The organism is Microvirga makkahensis, assembly GCF_009830105.1.
Lineage (GTDB): Bacteria > Pseudomonadota > Alphaproteobacteria > Rhizobiales > Beijerinckiaceae > Microvirga > Microvirga makkahensis.
The window spans coordinates 375,476-399,207 of the sequence record NZ_WURB01000001.1; the positions used below are offsets into that span (position 1 = coordinate 375,476).

Consider the following 23,732-nt stretch of genomic DNA (forward strand, 5'->3'; position numbering starts at 1 on the left):
GAAGGGAGATGAACCATGGCCGCCTATCGATCCAACCTTCCGCAACTCTCGGGCGGCGCCTTCCTGACGGATGGCGGGCTGGAGACAAGCCTCATCTTCCACCACGGGATTGAACTGCCCTGCTTCGCGGCATTCCCGCTCGTGACGACCGAGGATGGGCGCGAGGCGCTGAGGACATATTTCAAACCCTATCTTGAGGCCGCCAGGCAGAGACAGCTCGGCTTCATTCTCGATACGGCCACATGGCGCGCGAACGCGGATTGGGGAACGAAGCTCGGCTATGGCCCGGGGGACCTGGCGGTAATCCAGCGCATGTCGGTGGCTCTAGCCTGTGACCTTCGCGACGCCTTTGCGGCGAACGACGCCCCTATCGTGATCAACGGCATTCTGGGGCCACGCGGCGACGGCTACAGGGCCGATAGCCGCATGGGGAGCGAGGAAGCGGAGCAGTACCATGCACCCGAGGTCGAGATTTTCAGCGACACGGCGGCGGACATGGTGAGTGCGATGACGCTGACCTATCCTGAAGAGGCGATCGGCATCGTGCGCGCTGCGCGAACCCGCGGCATGCCAGTCGCGATTTCCTTCACTGTGGAAACCGACGGGCGCCTGCCATCCGGAGATACCCTGCAGGAGGCCATTCGGAAGGTCGATGACGCCACCGGCGCGGACCCCATCTACTATATGATCAACTGCGCACACCCTAAGCATTTCGAGAGCACGCTGGCGACGCCAGGTCCGTGGATCGACCGCATCAGGGGCATCCGAGCCAACGCTTCCGCTTTGAGTCATGCCGAACTCGATGCCGCGACCGAACTGGATGCAGGCGATCCCCAGGATCTGGGACGCCGTTACCGGTCTTTGCGCGACAGGCTGACACGGCTCTGTGTCCTGGGAGGCTGCTGCGGGACGGATCATCGCCATATCGTTGCAATTTGCGAGTCCTGCACGCCCCTCTAGAGGAAGTCCGTGGAGTCCTCGCGCGTTCCGCCGGGCGCGCCTCGGTAGCGATCGATACATCGAAACTCACCCTTAAGGAGTACGTGGGCGCAAAAGAGTTGGGAGCCGCGACATAGGGGCATAGTATGGTTTGAACAGCGAAACTCACAAGCAAGGCATGAGCCCGCGGCACAATGTGAGAAGGACAAGCGTCCGCCAAAGGCAGTCGAACGTTCACACGATCGGATTATGCCATGTCACGACGTTTCGAACACGTATGGTCCTGGATGCGGGAAGCAGCGCTTGCCTGCATCATCGCCTGTGCCTTGGTTATGTATGCAAAGGTAGATGACGTTCGCGCGCAGGACGGCTCTAGAAGAGTTCTCCACGTCGATTCCTATCACGCCGGCAATCAATGGAACGACGGAATATTTGCCGCCCTCCAGGAAACCTTGAGCGGAAAAGCCGTCGAGCTGCGCGTGTTTCACATGGACGCGAAGCGTCGGCCATCGGCAGGCGACATCGACACCTCCGCTCAGGAAGCCGTTCGAGCGATCGACGAGTTCAAGCCCGACGTGGTCACGATCAGCGACGACCCTGCCGCGAAATACTTGGTCATGCCCTACCTGCGGGACGCTGCCGTTCCAGTCGTCTTCTGCGGCCTAAACTGGGATGCTTCCATCTATGGGCTTCCCTACCGCAACACCACGGGCATGGTGGAGGTTTCCCCCATACCGCAGATCCTGAAATTGCTGCGCCGGCATGCGCGCGGACCGAGGCTCGGCTTTCTGGCCGAGGACACGGAAGTCAAGCGCAAGGAATTGGCGTATCACGAGCGGCTTTTCGGAATCAGCTATGACAAGACCTACTTCGTGAGTTCGCACGCGGACTGGAAGGAGGCTTTCCTGAGCGCGCAAAAAGAAGTCGACATGCTCATGATCTTGGGCGTCGGGGCAGTGCCGGACTGGGATCTCGCGGATGCCAGCCGCCTCGCCGAGGAGAGAAGCGAGATCCCGAGCGGCACGGATTTCGAATGGCTCACGTCCGTGAGCCTCATCGGCGTGGTGAAAAGCCCGGAGGAACAGGGACGCTGGGTGGGCCAGGCAACGCTTCGCATCCTCGATGGCGTTCAACCCAGCGATATTCCTCTCTCTTACAATCGCGAAGGCGAGTTGTTCTTCAACGACAGGATCGCCCGAAGGCTTGGCATCAAGGATTTTCCTCCCTTGGCCAGAGCCGTTCCATGACAAGCCTCTCCTCGACAGAACCCCGCAAGGTTTCCAGCCCGAAACGATCGCTCACGCTTCTGACGCTCCGCAAGATCGCGATCCGCATCAGCCTTGTGGTGGCTGCCGCCACCATCATGAGCTATTGGCATGTGAAGACGGGCTTCGAACGGCAGGCGATCGAGAGCCTGGAGCGGTATGTGGAGCAGAGGCGCGTGCGGGAAAGCGCCATCTTCGATCTCGCGAGCAGCAATATCCACACCTTCTCCGAAAGCTATCTGCGCGAGATCAGCCAGATGGACCCGCAAGGCGCCGAACAGCGCTTCGCCGCGCTGTTCGAACAGCGACCCGACGGCACCACCCGGCTGACGGAGAATGTCTTCAAGACCTATGGCGTCACAGGCTTTATCGGCAAGCATGTGATGATCGAGCGCGATCTCAAGCGGCGGCTCGTCGTGGCCTTCGACCTGATCACGCAGTTCGGACCCGCCTGGAAGAGCCAGTTCGCCAACCTCTATGTGATGACGCCGGAAGGCGCAGTGCTCATGTACTGGCCAGATCAACCCTGGGCCCTTCGTGCGGGTGACTGGGAGATCTCGGGCAAGCTGAACCTGCTCACCGACAAGAAGGACGGCGTGCTCATCGCTAGCACCGGATCGATCGGAAACTCCGACAAGGAGCGCTGGTCCGAACTCTACTTCGATTACGGAATCAACGATTGGCTCGTGTCGGTGACCCGACCGGCTCTGCTGGACGGGCGCCCTGCGATCCAGATCGGGCAGGACATCCTCGTGCATGACCTGATCGGGCGCGCCATGAGCACCGATGTGGACGGCACCTACAACATCCTCTTCTCCGATGAGGGACGGATCATCGCGCATCCGCGCTTCATGGATGCCATTCAGGCACGCAGCGGCTCGCTGCCCATTTCGGAGACAGGCGATCCACGGCTCGAGGAGATTCATCGCCTGACGGTCGAACGTTCGCCGCGGCAGACGGTCATTCGCCACGACAGCCGCGATCAGGTGATAGCCGTGACGAAACTGAGCGGGCCCGCGTGGACCCTGGCCACCGTCTATCCGCTGGATCTCGCCGCCGAGAGCGCCTGGAAAACCGCTCGTCTCATTCTCCTCATGGGTGCGCTGGCGCTGCTTCTCGAGATTGCCATTATGAGTTCCACTCTCCGAAGCCAGATTGCAGTGCCCCTGCGTCTGCTCGTGCGCGCGACCAGCTCCGTTGCCAAGGGTGAGTTCAAGACCCATCTCAACCTGAAGCGCGACGACGAGATCGGTGAACTGACGGAAGCCTTCATCACGATGGCACGCCAGATCGACGCCCGAGAGACGGCTCTCAGCGAGCGTAGTGCGAGCCTTGCCCGATTGAACGAGGAACTGGCTCACGAGCTGAGCGAGCGCGAGCGGGCCGAGCGCGAACTTGCACGCCATCGAGAGCTCAACGCGCTTCTCGACACCATCGATTACGGCATCCTGTTCTTGAGCCCCGATCTGAAAATTCGCCTCGCCAACCGCGCCTACAAGGAGATGTGGGCCGTGCCGGAGGCGCAGCTCGCCAAGGGAACGCCCATCCGGGACGTGATCGCCCATCACAGCATGGCGATTGGTATCGAAGCCGAATACGAGGACGCCTTCATTGAGCGCAGCATGGAAGGCATCAGGCACTGCGGCGAATCTCCGATCGAGATACAATCCCCGAACAGTCACGTGCTCCGATACCACTGCGTCGCCCTGCCCGACGGCGGGCGCATGCTCACCTATGTGGACATCACGGAACAAAAGCGGGCTCTCGATGCGATCGCCCTCGCCGAGCAGCGTCAGCGGCGCCTCCTGGAGCTCGCCCCCTTCCCCCTGGTGGTGACGCGGATGTCGGATGGACGCATCCTTTATGCCAATGCGCGCACGGCGGAGGCGATCGGCCTTACGCAGGAGGAGTTACGGGGAACCTCGGCACCGAACTACTACGCGAACCCTGCTGATCGCGAGCGTATCCTGAGAATTCTGTCACATGATGGTCGGGTCCAGGATGTGGAGGTGCTTCTTCAGCGCCACGATGGCAGCGAGTTCTGGGCTTTGGTCAATGCGAGCTTCGCCGATTATGAATCCTCTCCGGCACTCCTTTTCGCCTTCAACGACATTACGGAGCTGAAGCAGCGAGAAGCGCAGCTCAAACAGGCGAAGAAGGAGACCGAAGCCGCCCTTCGCGACCTCAACGCGGTTCTCGAGACCATTCAATACGGCATCCTTTTCCTCGATCCCGACTTCCACGTTCGCCTCGCGAACCGGGCCTATCGCGAGATCTGGCAGATGCCGGAGGGGTTCTACGACAAACCGCGCTCTCTGGAAGAGGACATGGAGAAGAGCCGGGAGCTCGGCAGCTACGACGTTTCGGACGAGGATTGGGAAGCCTACAAGGCGAAGCGCATCGGAGAGATCAGGAGCGGCATCACCCTCATGACCGAGATGCGACTGAAGAACGGTCAGGTTCTCCAGTACCGCATCATCGCTCTTCCCGACGGCGGGCGCATGCTCACCTATTTCGACATCACCGACCTGAAGCGGTTCGAGGATGTGCTGCGTCAGGCCAAGGAGCAGGCCGAGGAGGCAAGCCAGGCCAAGTCACGCTTCCTGGCGAATGTGAGCCACGAGCTCCGCACGCCGCTCAATGCGGTGCTGGGTTATACCGAACTGCTGATCGACGGGCTCTATGGCGACCTGCCCGAGAAGGCGCATGGCGTTCTCACTCGCGTTCAGGTGAACGGGCGGCACCTCCTCGCTCTCATCAACGACATTCTCGACCTCTCAAAGATCGAGGCGGGCGAACTTCTGATCGCTGCGGAACCCTATTCGGTGTCCGATCTCGTCCACGCCGTCGTGACCACGGCGGAGCCGCTCGCAAAGGCGAAGGGGATTGCGCTCCATGTCTCGGTTCCAGATAACCTCCCTTGTGGCAGCGGCGATGAGCGTAGGCTCACCCAGGTGCTCGTCAACCTCGTCGGCAACGCCATCAAGTTCACGGATCGAGGCTCGGTCGTGGTGAGCGCCGGAGTGGAGAACGGACGGCTGAAGATCGCAGTCGAGGACACGGGCATCGGCATCTCCCCCAAAGACCAGAAGCTCATTTTCGAGGCATTCCAGCAGGGCTCGAACGCAGTAAACGGGGGCACGGGAACCGGTCTCGGGCTCGCCATCTCCAAACGTATCGTGCAGATGCATGGCGGCATGATCCACGTTCACTCGTCTGTGGGGCAAGGCTCGACCTTCACCATCGACCTTCCACTGGACAGCCGCGTCACGGAGGCCGCCTGATGAGCAAGCGGATCCTGATCGTGGAAGACACGGAGGACAACCGGCGTATCCTGCGCGATCTCCTCGCCAATGCAGGCTTCGAGATCTGCGAGGCACATGACGGCCGAGCGGCGGTGGCGGCCGCGGAGGAATTCAAGCCCGATCTGATCCTGATGGATATTCAGCTTCCCCTTCTCGACGGCTACGAGGCGATCCGGCACATCAAGGCGAACAGTGCGGTTCAAGCGCCTCCGATCATCGCCGTGACGTCCTATGCACTCTCGGGAGACGAGGAGAAAGCCTGGAAAGCCGGCTGCGACGGCTACATCGCCAAGCCCTTCAGTCCGCGGCAAATTCTCGCGAAGATCCGTGAGCTTCTGGAATAGCCCTCCATGCGCGAGCGTGCCCTCATCCTGGTGGTCGACGATATCGAGGAGAACATCGAAATCGTCCGGGTGCGCCTGGAGGCGCAAGGATACGATGTCGCAACGGCCACCAGCGGGCACGAGGCCCTGGAGCGGACCGAAAGGCTTCGGCCCGACCTGATCCTGCTCGACATCATGATGCCGGACATGGACGGCATCGCGGTAACCAAGTGTCTCAAGAGCGACGAGGCGCTTCGGCCCATTCCCATCATTCTGCTGACCGCCAAATCCAGCATCACGGATGTTGTCGCGGGCCTCGACGCCGGAGGCGACGATTATCTGACGAAGCCGTTCGAGCCCGCCACCCTCGTGGCGCGGGTGCGCTCTCTTCTTAGGATCAAAACCCTTTACGATACGGTGCAGGCGCAGGCGGCCGAACTGGCCGCTCTGAACCGGGAACTGCGGACGCGGGTGAAGCAGCAGGTGCAGGAGCTCGAGCGGTTGCGCGACCTCAGGCGCTTCTTGGCTCCCCAGATCGCCGACATGATCGCCTCGAAGGGCGGCAGTGCTGAAATTCTGGAGCATCACCGCCGGGAGATCGTCGTGCTCTTCTGCGATCTGCGCGGCTTCACGAGCTTTGCCGAGATTGCCGCTCCCGAGGAGGTGATGGCCCTGCTGAACGCATATCACTCCACCCTCGGACCGCTGATCCACGCTGCCGAGGGAACGCTCGAGCGGTTCACAGGCGATGGCATGATGATCTTCTTCAATGATCCCATCCCCTGCCCCGATGCTGCCGCCCGCGCCGTGAGGCTCGCCGCCGCCATGCGCGACAGTACCCAGGAATTATCCCGCGACTGGGGCCTCCGAGGCTATACCATCGGCTTCGGAATCGGTATCTCTCAGGGCTATGCTACGCTCGGTCGGATCGGTTTCGAGGGCCGGTTCGATTACGCGGCGATCGGTACCGTGACGAATGTCGCAGCACGCCTCTGCTCGGAAGCACATGATGGCCAGATCCTGGTGACGCAGCGCATCGCATCCGAAGTGGAGGACATGGCCACGCTGGTTTCCCTGGGCGACTTTCATTTGAAGGGCCTCAGTCGCCCTATCCCGATCTACAATGTCGAGGGTCTCAAGACCTGACAGGCTGGGACCATTCGGCGACGGTTCGCTTTGAGCCGTTCGCATAGAGTTGCACCAAGGCCGCGCCGACAGCTCCGGTAAAGCGTTCGTCGTTGGGAAGGTCGTCTCCGAAGATCTCGCGCACGGCGAACAATTCTCCGGCCAGCTGCTCCGGCGAGCCTCCCGCCCGATCCGCCCTCTCCCGGAGGTGCGCGGCCATAGGGTCACGCACATCGATGGGAGCCCCGTTCTCGTCAATGCCCGTCACATAACGCATCCAGGCTGCGACACCCAGCGCGAGCCTTTCGACGGGAGCATTCTCGCGCAAGCGGTCACGGATCGTCCCGAGCAGGCGCTGCGGCAGCTTCTGCGAGCCGTCCATGGCGATCTGCCACGTGCGGTGCCGGAGGGCAGGATTCTTGAATCTCTCGATGAGGGCGTACTTATACGCGTCGAGATCGGCGCCTGTGGGCATGTGGAGCGTGGGCGTCACCTCCTCGTCCATCAGTCCCGCGATCAGCCGCTCGAAAGCCGATTCGGCCATGGCGTCCGCGACCGTTTCATAACCGGCGAGATAGCCGAGATAGGCCAGCGTCGAGTGGCTTCCGTTGAGGAGCCGCAGCTTCATGCGCTCGTAGGGCTCGACATCCGTCACGAACTCCGCTCCGGCATTCTCCCAGGGCGGTCGGCCCTGCGGGAATCGGTCCTCGATGATCCATTGCGTGAAGCGCTCGGTCACCACGGGCCACACGTCCGTTACGCCCAATGCCTCCCTGATGCGCCTGCGATCCTCGTCGCTCGTCGCTGGGACGATCCGGTCGACCATGGTCGACGGGCAGGACACTTCATCCGCCACGAACCGGCCGAATGCAGGATCTGACAATTCCGCAAACCGTGTCAGGACCCGTTTCACCGTATGCCCGTTGGACGGAAGATTGTCGCAGGTGAGTACAGTGAAGGGGGCAATCCCGGCAACCCACCGGCGCCGCAAGGCTTCCAGAATGAAGCCGGGCGCGGATCGGGGCCGATGCGGATTCTGCAGATCGTGCACGATGTCCGGATGGGATTCGTTCAGCGTTCCGGTTGCCGGGTCGTGGCAATAGCCCTTCTCGGTCACCGTTAGCGAAACGATCCGCGTTCTCGGATCGGCCATGGCGCGCAGAAGATCCTCGACGGCCCGCGGGGCGACGATGACGCGCTGGATCGAGCCGACGACGCGAAGCGCCTCTCCCTCACCCGAGCGAATGGAGAGCGTGTAGAGACCGTTCTGTGGTTCCAGCGCATCGTAGGTGTCCGGGCTGCGCAGGCTCGCCGCCACGATCCCCCAGCGAGGATCCTGCGCCAGGACATCGTCGACATAGACAGCCTGGTGAGCGCGGTGAAACGCGCCCACGCCGAGATGCACGATGCCGGACGAAACCTCGCGGCGGTCGTACCGGGGACGCACGACGGCCGAAGGCAGATCGGCGAGGCTTGCTTCGCTCAGGCGTTTCGGCATGACACCCTCAATGCGCCGGCTGCTGCTTTGCGCGAGTGACGATTTGCGTCGGATTGACGAAGCGCAGGGCGATGACGAGCCAGACCAGCGTCGTGGCCATGTAGACGACGGCCATGGCGTCGATCGATTGCACGGCGCGAACGCCCGCAGCGAAAACCGCATAATAAAGCGCCACGACCAGAGTCTGACTCGTCGGCCCAGCGACCAGGAAGGTCAGCTCGAACATGGCGATGGTGCGCACAAGAACCAGCAGAAGCGCCGCCAGGATGCCGGGGAGGAGTAAAGGCAGGAGCACATGGATGAAGAGCTTGAAGGTATTGGCCCCGAACACCCGGGCGGCCGCCTCGATCTTCGGATCGATCTGCTCGATGAAGGGGATCATGACGAGGATCACAAAGGGAACCGTCGGAACCAGATTGGCCACGACGACGCCCCAGAACGTGCCCGCAAGGCCCGTCCGGTATAGAACGGTCGCCAGCGGAATGCCGAAGGTGATCGGCGGAATCAGCAGCGGCAGCAGGAATAGCAGCACCAGGAGGCGCTTGCCCGCGAACTCGCGGCGTGCGAGCGCATAGGCCGCGGTAACGCCCAGCGCTCCCGAGAGAAGAACCACCAGTCCGGCGACCTGAAACGTGACGATCAGAACATCCCAGAGCTGGAACTCGCTCCACGCGGACGAATACCAACGCGTGGTCCAGCCGAGCGGCAGCCACGTGCCGAGCCACCGGGTGGCGAAGGAGCTCGTGATCACCGTCCCGATCATGGCAAGAAGATTGATGACGAAGAAACCGACTAGGCTCCAGACGGCCGCAGCCCATAGTTTCGCGCCAAGTGTCGTGTCGCGGATCATCGCCTTATCCTTTCGCGCCGGAGGCAGGGCCGCGGTAGAACAGACCGCGCGAGGCGAGCACCAGCACGACGATGGCGAGCTGAACGAAGCCCATGATCATCGCAACGGCCGAAGCCATGGAGTAGTCGTATTCCTCGAAGGCGGCCTGATAGGCTGCAATCGAGATCACGCGGGTCGAGCCCGCCGGCTCGCCGAGCAGAACCGCCGAGGGGAAGACCGAGAAAGCCTGCACGAAGGACAGGCAGAACGTGATGGCGAATCCCGGCATCAGGAGCGGCAGATATACGTGGACGAAGCGTTGCCACGCACTTGCCCCGAGAGTTGCCGCCGCTTGCTCCAGCGCCGGATCGATGCCGGTGACATAGGATAGGGTCAGCAGGAACGTGAACGGGAATCCCGTGATCACGAGAGAGGCGAAAACGCCCCAATAGTTGTGAACCAGCCGCAAGGGCTGATCGATGAGACCGAGGGCGACAAGAGTCCGGTTGAACCACCCCTGAGGGCCGAGATAGTTCAGAAGTCCTTCGGCGACCAGAACAGTCCCGAGGGTGATCGGTAGAACGAGGATCGTCGTCAGAAGGCGCTGGCGCCGCATGAGCCGCACGCGAAACGAAACCGGCACGGCGAACAGCAGGTTCAGCAGCGTGACCGGAACGGACAGCAAGAGCGTGTTGGCGATCGTGTCGTAGAGATAGGAATCGGAGAAGAAGCGCTGGTAATTGGCGAGCCAGCCGCCATTCTTCGGCTCGAAGGACAGAATGAAGCCGAAGGCGAAGGGATAGACGAAGAGCAGCAGGCTGAAGACGGCCGCAGGAACGACCAGAAGAGTCACCGCGTCGAACCCTCTGGCGGCCAGCCGTTGCCTCAAGCTCGGCCCCTGAACGACGCGGGTTGTGGGCGCGATTGCCTCCATCATCTCCTCCCCTTGATCGGCTCGGCGAAGACGAGAACGCGCTGATCGTCGGCCTGAAGGTGAACGGTCGACCCCAGATCGACCGGCTGATGGGAGCGGAAGACAAAGTCGAGCCCACCCTCCGAATGCGCCGTTCCGACGAATTCGCGACCCCGGTATTCGATGGTATCGACCTTGACCTTCAATGCATTTCCGCCGGCCTCGCCAAGAACAAGATCGTCCGGGCGGATCGCCGCATAAGCGGTCGAGCCCACCGACAGATTTTCGCGGGCGACGCCACTGATCCTGGAACCTTCCACGTCGAGAAGCGCCCTGCCGTTCTCCACCGAGACGACCGTGCCTTTCAGCCTGTTGCGGAACCCCATGAATTCGGCCACATCGAGATGAGCCGGTGCTTCATAGAGCTCCTTCGGCGTTCCGACCTGGCGGACGACGCCATCGCGCAGCACCACGATCCTGTCGGCGAGCGACAGGGCCTCGTCCTGGTCGTGAGTCACGTAGATCGTTGTCGCACCGAGCTCGTTGTGAATGCGCCTGATTTCGGCTCGCATTTCGAGACGCAGCTTTGCATCGAGATTGGACAGCGGCTCGTCCATGAGGACGAGCGGCGGCTCGATGACGATGGCGCGAGCGATGGCGACGCGCTGCTGCTGACCGCCGGACAGCTGACCAGGCAGCTTGTTCTCCTGTCCCTGGAGACGGACGAGGCCGAGCGCCTCGTTCACCTTGCGATCGATCTCCGCCTTCGGCATTCCACGCATCTTGAGGCCGAAACCGATATTCTGACGCACGTTGAGGTGGGGAAACAGCGCGTAGTTCTGAAAGACCATACCGAAGCCGCGCTCTTCGGGACGGAGCGTGTCGATCCGGTTCTTGTCGAGCCAGATCGCACCGCCCGTGACGGGAAGAAGACCCGCGATACAGTTCAGCGTCGTCGACTTGCCGCAGCCGGACGGCCCGAGCAGCGCGATGAACTCGCGTCGCTGGATCGTAAGAGAGACATCGCGAAGAGCGTTGAGGGCCCCGAATTCGCGGCTGACGCGGTCGAGCCGGACTTCGCCGAACTGTGAGAGAGCTATGGTCATCGCGGGTCCTCGGATTACTTGCGCTTTGCCCCGCCGATCTGCTCGTCCCACATGCGGAACGCAACCACCATCTGCTCCGGCTGGAGCGGCAGCTCGATCGGGTTCTCGGCGATCCACTTCTCGTATTCGGGGCGCCCGTATTCCTTAATCGCAGCCTGGCTCTCCGGAGGAGCCATATCGAGAGTGACGTCCTTCACGGCGGGGCCGGGGTAGAAGTAGCCCTCGTCGTAGGTGTAGGCCTGTTGCTCCTTGGTGAGGAGGAAGCTCATCAGGTCGAGAAGAACGGCAATCTTCTCGTTCGACAGCCCTTTCGGGATGCACATGTAGTGCGCGTCCGCGACCCAGTGGAAGCCTTTGAGCGCGGCAACCTTCGCCTCCTTCGGAACGACGCCGAGCACGCGTGGATTGATGTCCCAGCCGGTCGTCGTCACGGTCATGTCGCGTGAGCCTTCGCCCAGTTCCTTCATGACCGCGCCCGTTCCGGACGGGTAGTACTCGATATTCTGGCCGAGCTCCTTGAGATAGGCCCAGGTCTTGTCCCAGCCCTTGGCGGGATCCTGCGGATTGCTGTCGCCCAAAAGGTAAGGCAGCCCCATGATGAAGGTGCGGCCGGGTCCGGAATTCGCGGGCCGGGCATAAATCAGCCGGTTCGGATTTTCCTTGCTCCAGGCCAGCAGCTCTTCGGCCGTCGTGGGCACCTTCTTGACCTTGTCGGGCATGTATTCGAGGAGAGGGCCCGACGGATAATACGTGACGACGACGCCCTGCCCTTTCGCCAAGGTCTGCATCTTGGCGGCTGCAGGAAGATAGATGTCGTCGAGCTTGGGCAGGGCACTCGCGTGCTGCGGAATGAGATCCACCCAGAGCTTCTGGTCGATCCCGGCGGAGAGCGCGTCAGTGCCTGTGAGCACGAGATCGATATCGACCCGGCCCGCATCCTGCTGCGCTTTGAGCTTGCCTGCGAGCTCAGGCGCGGGAGCTTTGGTGAAAGTGATGCGGGAAACCAGATCGGGCTTGGTCTTGCGGTAATTCTCGATCGCCTTCTGGGTCAGAGCCAGATTACCCGCGACGTCGATGATGTTGAGCGCGACCGGGCTTTTCGGCAATGCCAATTGAGCGAAGCTCGGACCGCTTAGAGCGGCCGCACCGGCAGCGCCAGCCACACCGCCCACGAAGGTTCGTCTGCTGATCAGGTTCGTCATGTCTTCCTCCCGTTCTGTGCGACTGGCCTCTTTGCCGGCCAGGTCCGTTCTCACAGCTTGTAGGCCTCCTTCGCGAGGCGATATGCGAGGTTGTAGGCCAACTCGTGCGCCTCATCCTCGTCGAGACGATGAGTGGCCACCAGATGGCTCAGAAAGGCGCAGTCGACCCGTCGCGCCACGTCGTGACGGGCGGGAATCGACAGATAGGCCCGAGTATCGTCGTTGAAGCCGACCGTGTTGTAGAACCCGGCCGTCTCCGTCGTGAGCTCCCGGTAGCGGCGCATGCCATCGGGCGCGTCGAAGAACCACCAGGCAGGACCGAGCTTCAGTGCCCGGTAATGTCCTGCGAGCGGCGCGAGCTCGCGCGAGTAGCTCGTCTCGTCCAGGGTGAAGAGGATGAGAGTGAAATTGCGCTCGTTGCCGAACCGGTCGAGGAGCGGCTTCAACGCATGGACGTAATCCGTGCGGGTGGGAATGTCGGCTCCCATATCCCGGCCGAAGCGGTTGAAGACCGTATCGTTGTGATTGCGGAACGAGCCCGGATGAATTTGCATGACCATGCCGTCTTCGACGCTCATGGCGGCCATCTCCGTGAGCATCTGCGCGCGAAACAGCTCGGCGTCATCGGGGTTCGCATCGCCCGTCGAGACGCGGCGGAACAGGGCCTCGGCATCCGCCCGTGACAGGTCGGCGGTTCGCGCCGTCGGATGTCCGTGATCGGTGGATGTCGCGCCGTAGGTGCGGAAGAACGCACGCCGCTTGCGATGCGCCTCGAGATAGCCGCTCCAATTGGTCGTGTCGCAGCCTGTGACCTCCCCGAATCGGATGAGGTTCTGCGGGAAGCCTTCGAAATCCGGGTCGACCACCGGATCGGGGCGGTAGGCCGTGACCACGCGTCCTCCCCAGCCCGAGCGGCGGATGATCTCGTGATAAACCAGAGGGTCAAGCGGGCTTTCCGTCGTGGCGATGACCTCGATCCGGAAGCGCTCGAACAGAGCGCGCGGGCGGAACTCCGGCGTACGCAGGGCCGCATCGATCCGATCGTAATAGGCGTCTGCGTTGTCGGCGCAGAGCCGTTCGGTGAAACCGAAGAGCGTCGCGAAGGTATGGTCGAGCCACGCGCGCGTGGGCGTGCCGCGGAAGAGGTGGTAATGCGCGGCGAAGCGCCGCCAGATCACCCGAGGGTCGCGCTCGACCGGCCGGCCGTCCTTAGCCGGAATGCCGAGTTCCTCAAGGCTTATACCCTGGCTGTAGAGCATCCGGAAAATGTAATGATCGGGAATGACGAACAGCGCCGCCGGGTCCGGGAATGGTTGGTTCTCCGCATACCAGCGCGGGTCCGTATGGCCATGCGGAGAGACGATCGGCAGATCGCGGATTCCCTCGTAGAGCCTGCGCGCCACATCCCGTGCTGCAGGCTCAACGGGAAACAGCCGGTCCGGATGGATCAGCATGGCATTCTCCCTAAAGAGTTCGTCTCGACCTTGCCGGCCATTCTCTGAGATCGCACCCCAAGGTTAGAGCGGTTCTACCGGCTTTGCAATGGCCTACTAGTATGGTAGTGTGCCACTTATGACTAATAGACTCCCCCTTTTGAAATTCGATGTCAGCCGCGAACCTATGGCGCGGCAGGTCACGCGTGCCTTGCGTCAGGCCATCGTGACGATGCAAATCTCCCCAGGGGAAATGCTATCCGAGCAGGACTTGGCGCAACAATTCGGGGTCAGCCGCTCGCCGGTGAGGGAAGCCCTGATCAAGCTCAGTGAGGCGGGCCTCGTTCGGGTTCTGCCGCAGCGCGGCACGCAGGTCGTCAAGATTTCTCGAGCGGGCGTCGAGGACGCGCGCTTCATCCGGGAAGCGGTGGAATGCGCGGTCGTCCGCGAGGCCGCATCGAAAGCGGCGCCGGTCATGCTTGCCGAACTGAATGCAAGCCTCACCCGCCAGCGCCGCGCGCAACGCTCTGCCTCGACGGAGGAGTTTCTTGCGCTCGACGAGGAATTTCATCGGCTCCTCGCGGAGACAGCAGGCCGCCCGGCGGCATGGCGGATGATCGAAGACATCAAGCCGCAGATGGATCGCGTGCGCTTTCTCGATATGACGAAGGCCGTTCCGAGACACGTGGTTCTTGCGCAGCACACGCTCATTGTGAACGCGATCAAGAACAAAGATCCGGCAGCAGCACAGGAAGCGATGCACCAGCACCTGAGCGAAATCCTGCGCACGCTGCCCGAGCTCGCCGCGCAGCACCCACACCTTTTCGAGCCCGAGACAGAGGCGTCCCCGGACGTTCTCAGCGCATGAGCGCTCGGTCGCAATGAACAGAGCAGCGCCGGAAGAACTGACGACACCAGGCAAGCCGGAACCGGCCCGGAGGCCGCGGATCGTGCGTCTCCACGAGCGCGACAACCTCGTCGTGGCCGTCGACCCCATCATGCCCGGATCTCTGGTGGATGAGGTCACGGCCCGGGATCGCGTGCCCAAGGGGCACAAGATGGCGATCACCGCCATCGCTCGAGGCGCGCCGGTTCTCAAGTTCGGTCAGATCATCGGCTTCGCCGCGAAGCCTGTCGAGCCTGGCGAGTGGCTCCACGAGCACAATGTGGAGATGCATGCCTTCGCCCGCGACTGGCACTTTGCGGAGGACGCGAAGCCCACGCCCCTGCTGCCCCCCGAAGCGCGCGCCACGTTCCAGGGCTACCGGCGCGGGAACGGCAAGGTCGGCACACGAAATTATCTGGCGATCCTCACGAGCGTGAACTGCTCGGCTTCGGTTGCCCGCTTCATCGCGCGGGAAGTCGAACGCTCCGGCATACTCGACGATTATCCCAACATCGACGGCATCGTTCCCCTCGTGCACGGTACGGGCTGCGGCATGGACCAGAAGGGTGAAGGCGCCGAGATCCTCAGGCGCACTCAATGGGGCTACGCCTCCAATCCCAATATGGGCGGAGTGCTCATGGTAGGGCTGGGCTGCGAGGTTTTCCAGATCGGGCGCTGGAAGGAGTTCTACAACATCGTGGAGAGCGAAACATTCCGCTCACTGACGATTCAGGAGAGGGGCGGCACTCGCAGATCCGTCGAGGCCGGTGTCGCGGCAATTCGCGACATGCTTCCGCTCGCCAATCGCTTCCGGCGCGAAACGGTGCCCGCTTCGGAACTGGTCCTAGCCCTGCAATGCGGCGGCTCTGACGGATATTCGGGAATCACTGCGAACCCGGCGCTGGGAGCCGCCGTGGACATTCTCGTCCGGAATGGCGGCACCGCGATCCTGTCGGAAACGCCCGAGATCTACGGCGCAGAGCATCTGCTGACCCGTCGCGCGGCGACGCGCGAGATCGGCGAGAAACTCGTCGACCTCATCGGCTGGTGGGAAGACTACACGGCCCGCAACAAAGGCGAGATGAACAACAATCCCTCCCCCGGCAACAAGGCTGGCGGCCTTACCACGATCCTCGAGAAATCTCTGGGGGCAGCAGCTAAAGGCGGCACGACGGCTCTCAACGCGGTGTATCGTTATGCTGAGCCGGTGACGGCGAAAGGCTTCGTGTTCATGGATACGCCGGGCTACGATCCTGTCTCGGCGACAGGACAGGTCGCAGGAGGCGCGAACGTTCTGTGCTTCACCACCGGGCGCGGCTCCGCATATGGCTGCAAGCCCACTCCCTCGATCAAGCTGGCGACCAACAGTGATGTCTATCGGCGGATGATCGACGACATGGACGTCAATTGCGGCGATATCCTCGATGGCGTCCCGATCGAAGAGAAGGGCCGGGAGATCTTCGAGAAAATTCTAAGGGTCGCCTCGGGGGAGCAGTCGAAGTCGGAGCTTCTCGGATATGGCGACGCCGAATTCCTGCCTTGGCAGATCGGCGCGGTGATGTAGGAATTTGAATCAATGTCCATGGCCGATCCGGGAGGTCGGCTTGATCCCGTAAGGTGTTTTCATGGAACAGACTTGGCGCTGGTTCGGCCCCGATGATGCCGTTCAGCTTCCCCATATTCGTCAGACCGGTGCCACGGGTATCGTGACGGCTCTGCATCACATTCCCTACGGCGTCGTCTGGAGTGTGGAGGAAATCGAAAAACGCAAGGCTGAAATCACTGCCGACCCGTCTCTGGGTCTGCGTTGGAGCGTGGTCGAAAGTCTGCCCATTCACGAGAAAATCAAGATTGGCGAAGGCGATCTTAGCACGCTCTTCGACAATTACCGCCAGTCGCTTCGCAACCTCGCCCGATGCGGGGTCACCACCGTGTGCTACAACTTCATGCCGGTCGTCGACTGGACACGCACGGAGCTCGCCCACCCTCTTCCCGGCGGAGGAACGGCGCTGCGCTTCAACGCGCATGAATATGCCGCGTTCGACTGTTTCATACTGCGGCGTCCAGGCGCGGAGGCGGAACAATCCCCTGAGGTCATGGCGCGCGCGAAAGAGTGGTACGACCGCTCCTCGGAAGCCGACCGCGGCAAGCTTCTCGCCACCATCATGGCCGGCCTTCCCGGCGCCTACGACCGCTACGACATCCCTGGCCTGCGTGCGATGCTCGACCGTTACGAATGCATCGACGCCACTGCCCTGCGCGAGAACCTGGCGCGCTTTCTGCGCGAGGTCATACCCGTTGCCGAGGAACTCGGGATCCGGATGTGCATCCATCCGGACGATCCGCCACGTCCCCTGATGGGCCTGCCGCGTATCGTCTCGAACGAGGAGGATTTTGCCTTCATCCTCGGCTCTGTCGACTCGCCCGCGAACGGCATCACGCTCTGCAGCGGCTCCCTCGGAGCCGGTCCGTTCAACGATGTGCCCGCTATCGCACGGCGCTTTGCGAGCCGCATCTGGTTTGCCCACCTGCGCAATGTCGCCAAGGAGCCGGACGGCTCCTTCATGGAGGCGGATCATCTCGGAGGCGACACCGATATGGTGGCCGTCGTCACGGCGCTTCTCGAAGAGCAAAAGCGCCGCAAGGAGACCGGCGAGGAGCGCTGGCGCATTCCCATGCGCCCGGACCACGGCCACGAACTTCTCGATGATGTGGGCAAGCCGACACACCCAGGCTACCCCGCCATAGGCCGGCTGAAAGGGCTCGCCGAACTGCGTGGCGTGATGACAGCCATCTCGACGCTTCGAGGCTTGCCACTCTAGAGCCCTCCAGGAGCACCGCGCGTCGAGAGGCCCTCACCCCGCCTGCACTTCTCGGAAATCCGCAGATTCGGTCCGATTTGTTCTTTTAAAAGAACTTTTCCGTTGACAAGAACGAGGCTTGGCGCTTTGTCTCCCCCCGTAGGAACTCGTCCAAGGGAGAGAGGACAATGTCTCGCAAGCACCGGGCCATAGTGATGGCGGCGATCGGCACTATCGTCGTGGGGGTCTCGCCCGCCTCGGCCCAAACGGCGGAACCGATCTCCGACGGATTAGTTAAGATCGGCGTGCTGAACGACCAATCCGGCATCTATGCGGACATGGCTGGTCCCGGCTCGACTATCGCCGCCCAGATGGCCGTCGAGGATTTCGGCGGCAAGGTGCTCGGTAAGCCCGTCGAGATCGTCTCGGGCGACCATCAGAACAAACCCGATGTCGGTTCCGCCGTGGTCAATCGCTGGATCGACGTGGAGCAGGTGGACACCATCGTCGATCTTCCCACCTCCTCCGTCATGCTGGCAGTCCAGGAGATCGGCCGGCAGAAGAACCGTCTGATCATAGCCTCGACAGGCGGATCCTCGGACTTCACGGGCAAGTTCTGCTCACCTGTCGGCATTCACTGGACCTATGACACCTACGGCCTCGCCGTCGGCACGGGACAGCCCCTCGCAAGTCGCGGTCCCTGGTTCTTCCTGACGGCGGACTATGCCTTCGGGCATGCGCTGGAGCGCGACACCGCCCATGCCGTGACCAAGGCTGGCGGCAAGGTTGCCGGCGGTGTGAGACACCCCCAAGGCAACCACGACTTCTCCTCCTTCCTTCTCCAGGCCCAGAGCTCGGGAGCCAAGATCATCGGCATCGCCAATTCCGGCGCCGATACGGTGAACGCGATCAAGCAGGCGCATGAGTTCGGGATCACGGCTTCCGGCCTGCAGCTTGCCGGTCTCTACATGCATATCACTGATGTCCACGCCATCGGCCTGAAACAGGCGCAGGGCCTCCTGATGACCCAGGCCTTCTACTGGGACCTCAACGACGAGACGCGTGCCTGGTCGAAGCGTTTCTACGAGCGCCACAAGGCCATGCCGACGATGGGCCAGGCAGGTGTCTACTCGTCGATCATCCACTACCTCAAGGCCATCGAGGCCGCAGGCACGGACGAGGCGCAGGCCGTCGCGAGAAAGATGAAGGAACTTCCGGTGAACGACTTCTTCGCCAAGAGCGGCAAGGTTCGTGAGGACGGGCGCATGGTCCACGACCTCTATGTTCTCGAGGTGAAGAAGCCGGAGGAATCCCGCGAGCCCTGGGATTACCTGAAGCTGATCCGCACCATCCCGGGCGATGAGGCCTTCCGCCCGCTTTCTGAGAGCGAATGCCCGCTCGTCAGTGTGGGCCAGTAACACCATGAAGGCAGGGCCACCCGCGAGGCGGCCCTGCCGGTACACCCGCACGCCTTATTGCTAAGGCGCGCCCGCCGCAAACACCCGAGACGAGTGGCTACGCTTTTGATAAGATCGGGTTACACAGGAACGTCGTGCCGAGCCTAGCCTGTCAAGTCCTGGAGCCCTCGGCATCTCATCGGCAGACATTGGGGAAGCGCTCGTGACTTCGACTGTTTACGATACAAATCTCGATAAGAACCCGGCGAATTACCAGCCGCTGACGCCCCTCTTGTTCCTGGAACGGGCCGCAAGCGTCCACCCCGAGCACATTGCCATCATCCACGGCTCCCTGCGGCGCAGCTACCGCGAGTTCTACGCCCGCTCCCGGCGCCTCGCATCGGCTCTGACCCGGCGCGGGATCGGGCGCGGCGATACGGTGTCCGTGGTGCTTCCCAACACTCCCGCCATGCTCGAATGTCACTACGGCGTGCCCATGGCGGGCGCAGTGCTCAACACGCTCAATACCCGCCTCGACGCTAAGATCATTGCCTTCTCCCTCACGCACAGCGAAGCGAAGGTGCTCATCACGGATCGGGAATTCTCGGGTGTGGTGAAGGCCGCCCTCGAGCTCACCTCCGTCAAGCCCCTGGTCATCGACTACGACGATCCCGAGTTTATCGGCTCAGGCGAGCGCCTGGGCGCCCTCGAGTACGAAGATTTTCTGGCGGAGGGCGATCCCGACTTCGCCTGGAGCCTGCCCGGCGACGAGTGGGACGCCATCACCCTGAACTACACATCCGGTACGACGGGCGATCCGAAGGGCGTCGTCTATCATCACCGCGGCGCGTATCTGCTCGCGATTGGCAACATCGTCACCAGCGCCATGGGCCAGCACCCCGTCTACCTGTGGACGCTGCCCATGTTCCACTGCAACGGCTGGTGTTTCCCCTGGTCGCTGTCGATCGTCGCCGGCACGCATGTCTGCCTGCGCGCAGTGCGCTCGAAACCCATGTACGACGCTCTCGCCGATTGCGGGGTCACCCATCTCTGCGGCGCGCCGATCGTCATGTCGACGCTCCTCAACGCCCCCGCTGCGGAAAAGCGCACGTTCCCCCAGACGGTGCGCTTCATGACGGCAGCGGCTCCGCCGCCGGAAGCCGTGCTGGCCGCCATGAAGGATGCAGGTTTCGACGTCACGCATCTCTACGGCCTCACAGAGGTCTATGGTCCCGCCGTGGTCAACGAATGGCACGAGGATTGGGACGGGCTGCCGTCAGCCGAATATGCGGCGAAGAAGGCGCGCCAGGGCGTGCGCTATCCGGTGCTCGAGGCGCTCGACGTGCTCGACCCGCAATCGATGCAGCCCGTGCCAGCGGACGGAAAGACCCTCGGCGAGGTGATGTTCCGCGGCAATGTCGTTATGAAGGGCTATCTGAAGAACCCCGGCGCGACCGAGAGGGCCTTCGCGGGGGGCTGGCTTCATTCCGGCGATCTTGGGGTGAAATATGCAGACGGCTATGTGCAGCTGAAGGACCGCTCGAAGGACATCATCATTTCGGGCGGCGAGAATATCTCTTCCATCGAGGTGGAGGATGCGCTCTACAAGCATCCTGCGGTCCAGGCGGTCGCAGTCGTCGCGATGCCGGACGAGAAATGGGGCGAGACGCCCTGCGCCTTTGTGGAGTTGAGGGCGGATCAATCTGCAACGGCCGAAGACCTCATCGCCTGGTGCAGACAGCATCTCGCCTCGTTCAAGTGCCCGCGTACGGTCATCTTTACCGAGTTGCCGAAAACCTCCACCGGCAAGATCCAGAAGTTCCAGCTCCGCGACATGGCTCGCGCCCACGCCCGTAGCGCCTGAGGCATGGGACAAGGGATGCGGCTAGCGTCCCTTCCATACAGGCTTGCGCTTGCCGATGAAGGCATCGATGCCTTCCGCCGCGTCCTCGGCCATCATGTTGCAGGCCATCACCTGGCCCGCATAGGCATAGGCTTCTTCGAGACTCATGCTGCGCTGGCGGCTGAACATGGCCTTGCCGGTGCGGATCGCGACGGGACTCTTGGAGCAGATGTCAGAGGTGAGTGAGGCAACGGCCGCACCGAGCTCCGCATCCGCCGCGACGCGGTTGATCAGGCCGTAGGAGAGCGCCTCTGCGGCCGAGATGAAACGTCCCGTCACCAGCATCTCGAAAGCCTGTTTGGGAGCGACGTTGCGGGAGAGCGCGACTGCCGGCGTGGAGCAGAAGAGGCCCACGTTGATGCCTGAGACGGCAAATGTCGCGCTCTCGGCAGCTACCGCCAGATCGCAGGACGCGACGAGCTGGCACCCTGCCGCCGTTGCCATGCCCTGCACGCGGGCGATTACTGGAATCGGCAGGTTCACGATGCTCTGCATGACGCGTCCGCAGCGCCGGAACAGATCTTCGTAGTATTCCTGACGCGGGTTGGAGCGCATCTGCTTGAGATCGTGGCCCGCGCAGAATGCCTTGCCCGCGGCGGCGATCACGACGCAGCGGACGCTCTCGTCGACGGCCAGTTCGTCCAGGTTCTGCTGCAGCGCCTCCAGCATCTCTTCAGAGAGTGCATTGTACTGGCGGGGGCGGTTCAGCGTCAGGGTCACAACTCCCTCCCGCTCTTCGCGGATCAGGATGGGCTCATCGGAAGCAATCTGCGCGCTCATGGATCCTCTCTCCTACCCCACATTTAAGCACGTTGTCGGTTGGAGCCAAGCTGAATAAGCTGATGCTCAAAGAATGGTGCGGCCGTCTTCATGCCGCAGCACCACGCCAGGAAGGAAGCCCCAATGAGCCAGACGCCAATCAGCCGCTTTCCCACACCGGAGATCGCCGACCTGCCGGACGACATCCGGACGCGCATTCTCGCGGTCCAGGAGAAATCGGGCTTCGTGCCGAACGTTTTCCTCGTCCTTGCCCGCCGCCCGGACGAGTTCCGCGCGTTCTTCGCCTATCACGACGCGCTGATGGACAAGCCGGGAAACCTCACCAAGGCGGAGCGTGAGATGATCGTTGTCGCGACGAGCAATGCGAACCAGTGTCAGTATTGCGTAGTCGCGCATGGAGCGATCCTTCGAATCAGGGCAAAGAACCCGCTGATCGCTGATCAGGTGGCCATCAATTACCGCAAGGCAGACATCACGGACCGGCAGAAGGCGATGCTCGACTTCGCCATGAAGGTCGCCTTCGAAGCCTATGCCGTAGACGATGCGGACCTGGACCGCCTGAGCGCCCACGACTTCAGCGAGGAGGACGCCTGGGACATCGCAGCGATCTCGTCCTTCTTCGGCATGTCGAACCGCATGGCCAACGTCACGAGCATGCGGCCCAACGACGAGTTCTACACGATGGGCAGGACAGAGGCCGTGCCTGCAAGGCGGTGAGATCGTCGGCAGGTTCGTCCATCTTCGGTCCGAGTGTTCATCAGACGGCCGCGAGACTTTCGTCGGCCGACCCGAGAAACCCGTAGTGGATGCGTTTCGACCGGACCGCGGCAAGGGCCAGTCCACCCACGAACGCCCACAGGAGGGGTCGCGGGCAGCACAGATAGTAGGCCGCCTCGTCCAGCGGCGTGTTGGCTCGCAGCCACTCCACCGAGATCAGCCCCTCGTGGTCGTAGTCCTCGCCGAGCCGATCCTCGGTCGCGACCCGACGGAAGGTCGCAGCCCGGAGGTCGGGATGGGCTTCGGCCAGGGACCGGACGTGGTCCCTCATGGCGCGGGTCGAGTCGTTCGGCGTGCGATGAACGCGATGGGGGACCTTGTCGAGGCACCTGGGCTGCGAGCCGGTCTCGCCGTGAAGGGATAGGTTGAAGAGATTGCGGCCTCCCCGTTCCGGAACATGCGCTCGTACATGGGCCGGGGACATGGGCCAGGAAGTCGCCAGCCCGTGTTCCTGGAGCGCAGGAACGGTCGCCTTCACGAGATGAATGGTCGGGTCGCTCCATGCCCCCGTCATGACATCACCCTGGGCTGCATGAGACGAGCCCCCGACCGGTCCGGCCGGAAGGCGCAGCCTCTGCCTCAGCAGTGTCGGAGCCGCACCGAAGCAGGAACAACGCGGCTGATGAAGACTGGTTCGGCAGTTGCCCGGATCGGCAATCCTTCATCCGGGAATCTGCATTGTCACGTCATGCGCATAGTGTGTGGCGAGCTCCACCCTGACAAGAAACTGGATCTGGTGACAGGTGGCACGATCATGACGGAGACCGGCATCGTGCCCCGCCATTGGATTTTCCGGGCTTTCATCCTACCTTTTGGAAGAGCTTGGCACATAACTGGAGGTGTTCATGAACTTGACCGGTTCCCCATGGACCTATGAAGCCGTCCAAACACTGATCGCCTTGGTCAAGGAGGGTGTTCCCGCCTCGGTGATCAGCCTCAAGCTGAAGCGTCCGATCAGCGAGGTTCGGTCTAAGATCGAGGATCTGGGGCTTTCTACCCCTACGGAGGCCTGATCGGGCCCGGGGTGGCGCGGACCGGAACATACAGCCTCGCCTTCTCGGCAGGCCTCAGGTGCTGGACTGCGCCCCCTGGGCGGATCGCCCGATTGCACCCCTCCGACATCGGCCCGCACGAGGCGGAGCACGTCCGCTCCCAGAGCCCGAGCAGGCGCCGGATCTGGCGGTTCCTGCCTTCGTTGAGAGTGATCTCAAGCCATGCGCTGCAGATGCCGGCACGCAGCTGACTTGCCG

The 23,732-nt window shown here is 62.5% G+C and carries 20 protein-coding genes; 12 read left to right on the forward strand and 8 right to left on the reverse strand.

All coding sequences use genetic code 11. From position 1 onward, the window contains the following. Positions 1–15 precede the first annotated feature (15 nt). The 5 genes from GR328_RS01805 to GR328_RS01825 all read left to right on the forward strand — a co-directional run bounded on the left by GR328_RS01805 (position 16) and on the right by GR328_RS01825 (position 6,978). Positions 16–960: a homocysteine S-methyltransferase family protein gene (locus GR328_RS01805; RefSeq protein ID WP_160882810.1), complete on the forward strand. Its 945-nt coding sequence runs from the start codon at positions 16–18 to the stop codon at positions 958–960. Between the two features lie 233 nt (positions 961–1,193). After that, the gene (locus tag GR328_RS01810) at positions 1,194–2,186 is read left to right on the forward strand and encodes an ABC transporter substrate-binding protein (protein WP_160882811.1); all 993 of its coding nucleotides are present in this window, start codon (positions 1,194–1,196) and stop codon (positions 2,184–2,186) included. After that, on the forward strand, positions 2,183–5,488 hold the full coding sequence (locus GR328_RS01815; RefSeq protein WP_160882812.1) for a PAS-domain containing protein: 3,306 nt from the start codon (positions 2,183–2,185) through the stop codon (positions 5,486–5,488). The genes GR328_RS01810 and GR328_RS01815 overlap by 4 nt, the downstream gene beginning before the upstream one ends. Next, positions 5,488–5,853 (forward strand): response regulator, encoded by a 366-nt coding sequence (locus tag GR328_RS01820; RefSeq protein ID WP_160882813.1) that lies wholly within the window; start codon positions 5,488–5,490, stop codon positions 5,851–5,853. Before GR328_RS01815 ends, GR328_RS01820 begins: the two co-directional genes overlap by 1 nt. Positions 5,854–5,859: 6 nt before the next feature. After that, the gene (locus GR328_RS01825; protein WP_160882814.1) at positions 5,860–6,978 is read left to right on the forward strand and encodes an adenylate/guanylate cyclase domain-containing protein; all 1,119 of its coding nucleotides are present in this window, start codon (positions 5,860–5,862) and stop codon (positions 6,976–6,978) included. On the opposite strand, the gene GR328_RS01830 is transcribed toward GR328_RS01825, so the two are convergent. Genes GR328_RS01830 through uxaC form a run of 6 tightly spaced genes read right to left on the reverse strand, consistent with a single transcriptional unit; the run spans position 6,968 to position 13,959 of the window. Next, positions 6,968–8,455 carry a mannitol dehydrogenase family protein gene (locus GR328_RS01830; protein ID WP_160882815.1) on the reverse strand — a complete coding sequence of 496 codons (1,488 nt, stop codon included), beginning with the start codon at positions 8,453–8,455 and terminating at the stop codon, positions 6,968–6,970. The genes GR328_RS01825 and GR328_RS01830 overlap by 11 nt on opposite strands. 7 nt (positions 8,456–8,462) lie before the next feature. Then, positions 8,463–9,305 carry an ABC transporter permease gene (locus GR328_RS01835; protein WP_160882816.1) on the reverse strand — a complete coding sequence of 281 codons (843 nt, stop codon included), beginning with the start codon at positions 9,303–9,305 and terminating at the stop codon, positions 8,463–8,465. A 4-nt stretch (positions 9,306–9,309) separates the two neighbouring features. Further along, the gene (locus tag GR328_RS01840; protein WP_160883015.1) at positions 9,310–10,218 is read right to left on the reverse strand and encodes an ABC transporter permease; all 909 of its coding nucleotides are present in this window, start codon (positions 10,216–10,218) and stop codon (positions 9,310–9,312) included. Next, positions 10,218–11,303: an ABC transporter ATP-binding protein gene (locus GR328_RS01845; protein WP_160882817.1), complete on the reverse strand. Its 1,086-nt coding sequence runs from the start codon at positions 11,301–11,303 to the stop codon at positions 10,218–10,220. The genes GR328_RS01840 and GR328_RS01845 overlap by 1 nt, the downstream gene beginning before the upstream one ends. Before the next feature lie 14 nt (positions 11,304–11,317). Further along, positions 11,318–12,505, reverse strand: coding sequence for an ABC transporter substrate-binding protein (locus GR328_RS01850; RefSeq protein WP_160882818.1), 1,188 nt, complete (start codon positions 12,503–12,505; stop codon positions 11,318–11,320). A gap of 50 nt (positions 12,506–12,555) precedes the next feature. Beyond that, positions 12,556–13,959, reverse strand: coding sequence for a glucuronate isomerase (uxaC, locus tag GR328_RS01855; protein WP_160882819.1), 1,404 nt, complete (start codon positions 13,957–13,959; stop codon positions 12,556–12,558). Positions 13,960–14,077: 118 nt separating this feature from the next. Between uxaC and GR328_RS01860 the strand changes: the two genes are divergently transcribed. The 5 genes from GR328_RS01860 to GR328_RS01880 all read left to right on the forward strand — a co-directional run bounded on the left by GR328_RS01860 (position 14,078) and on the right by GR328_RS01880 (position 20,886). Then, complete coding sequence (locus GR328_RS01860) at positions 14,078–14,806, forward strand: GntR family transcriptional regulator (RefSeq protein ID WP_160882820.1); 729 nt, start codon at positions 14,078–14,080, stop codon at positions 14,804–14,806. Positions 14,807–14,819: 13 nt separating this feature from the next. Beyond that, complete coding sequence (locus GR328_RS01865) at positions 14,820–16,388, forward strand: UxaA family hydrolase (protein WP_160882821.1); 1,569 nt, start codon at positions 14,820–14,822, stop codon at positions 16,386–16,388. 61 nt (positions 16,389–16,449) lie between these two features. Beyond that, positions 16,450–17,646, forward strand: coding sequence for a mannonate dehydratase (gene uxuA / locus GR328_RS01870; protein WP_160882822.1), 1,197 nt, complete (start codon positions 16,450–16,452; stop codon positions 17,644–17,646). Positions 17,647–17,813: 167 nt separating this feature from the next. Beyond that, complete coding sequence (locus GR328_RS01875) at positions 17,814–19,043, forward strand: ABC transporter substrate-binding protein (RefSeq protein ID WP_160882823.1); 1,230 nt, start codon at positions 17,814–17,816, stop codon at positions 19,041–19,043. A 202-nt stretch (positions 19,044–19,245) separates the two neighbouring features. Next, positions 19,246–20,886, forward strand: coding sequence for an AMP-binding protein (locus GR328_RS01880; protein WP_160882824.1), 1,641 nt, complete (start codon positions 19,246–19,248; stop codon positions 20,884–20,886). A gap of 21 nt (positions 20,887–20,907) precedes the next feature. On the opposite strand, the gene GR328_RS01885 is transcribed toward GR328_RS01880, so the two are convergent. Further along, positions 20,908–21,705: an enoyl-CoA hydratase gene (locus GR328_RS01885; protein ID WP_160882825.1), complete on the reverse strand. Its 798-nt coding sequence runs from the start codon at positions 21,703–21,705 to the stop codon at positions 20,908–20,910. Between the two features lie 123 nt (positions 21,706–21,828). Here GR328_RS01885 and GR328_RS01890 point away from each other — a divergent pair, with 123 nt between their 5' ends. Next, positions 21,829–22,422 carry a peroxidase-related enzyme gene (locus GR328_RS01890; RefSeq protein WP_160882826.1) on the forward strand — a complete coding sequence of 198 codons (594 nt, stop codon included), beginning with the start codon at positions 21,829–21,831 and terminating at the stop codon, positions 22,420–22,422. A gap of 40 nt (positions 22,423–22,462) precedes the next feature. On the opposite strand, the gene GR328_RS01895 is transcribed toward GR328_RS01890, so the two are convergent. Continuing rightward, positions 22,463–22,996, reverse strand: a complete 534-nt coding sequence (locus GR328_RS01895; RefSeq protein WP_160882827.1) for a hypothetical protein — start codon at positions 22,994–22,996, stop codon at positions 22,463–22,465. Between the two features lie 331 nt (positions 22,997–23,327). Between GR328_RS01895 and GR328_RS26615 the strand changes: the two genes are divergently transcribed. After that, positions 23,328–23,495: a hypothetical protein gene (locus GR328_RS26615; RefSeq protein WP_170304097.1), complete on the forward strand. Its 168-nt coding sequence runs from the start codon at positions 23,328–23,330 to the stop codon at positions 23,493–23,495. Positions 23,496–23,732: the final 237 nt, after the last annotated feature.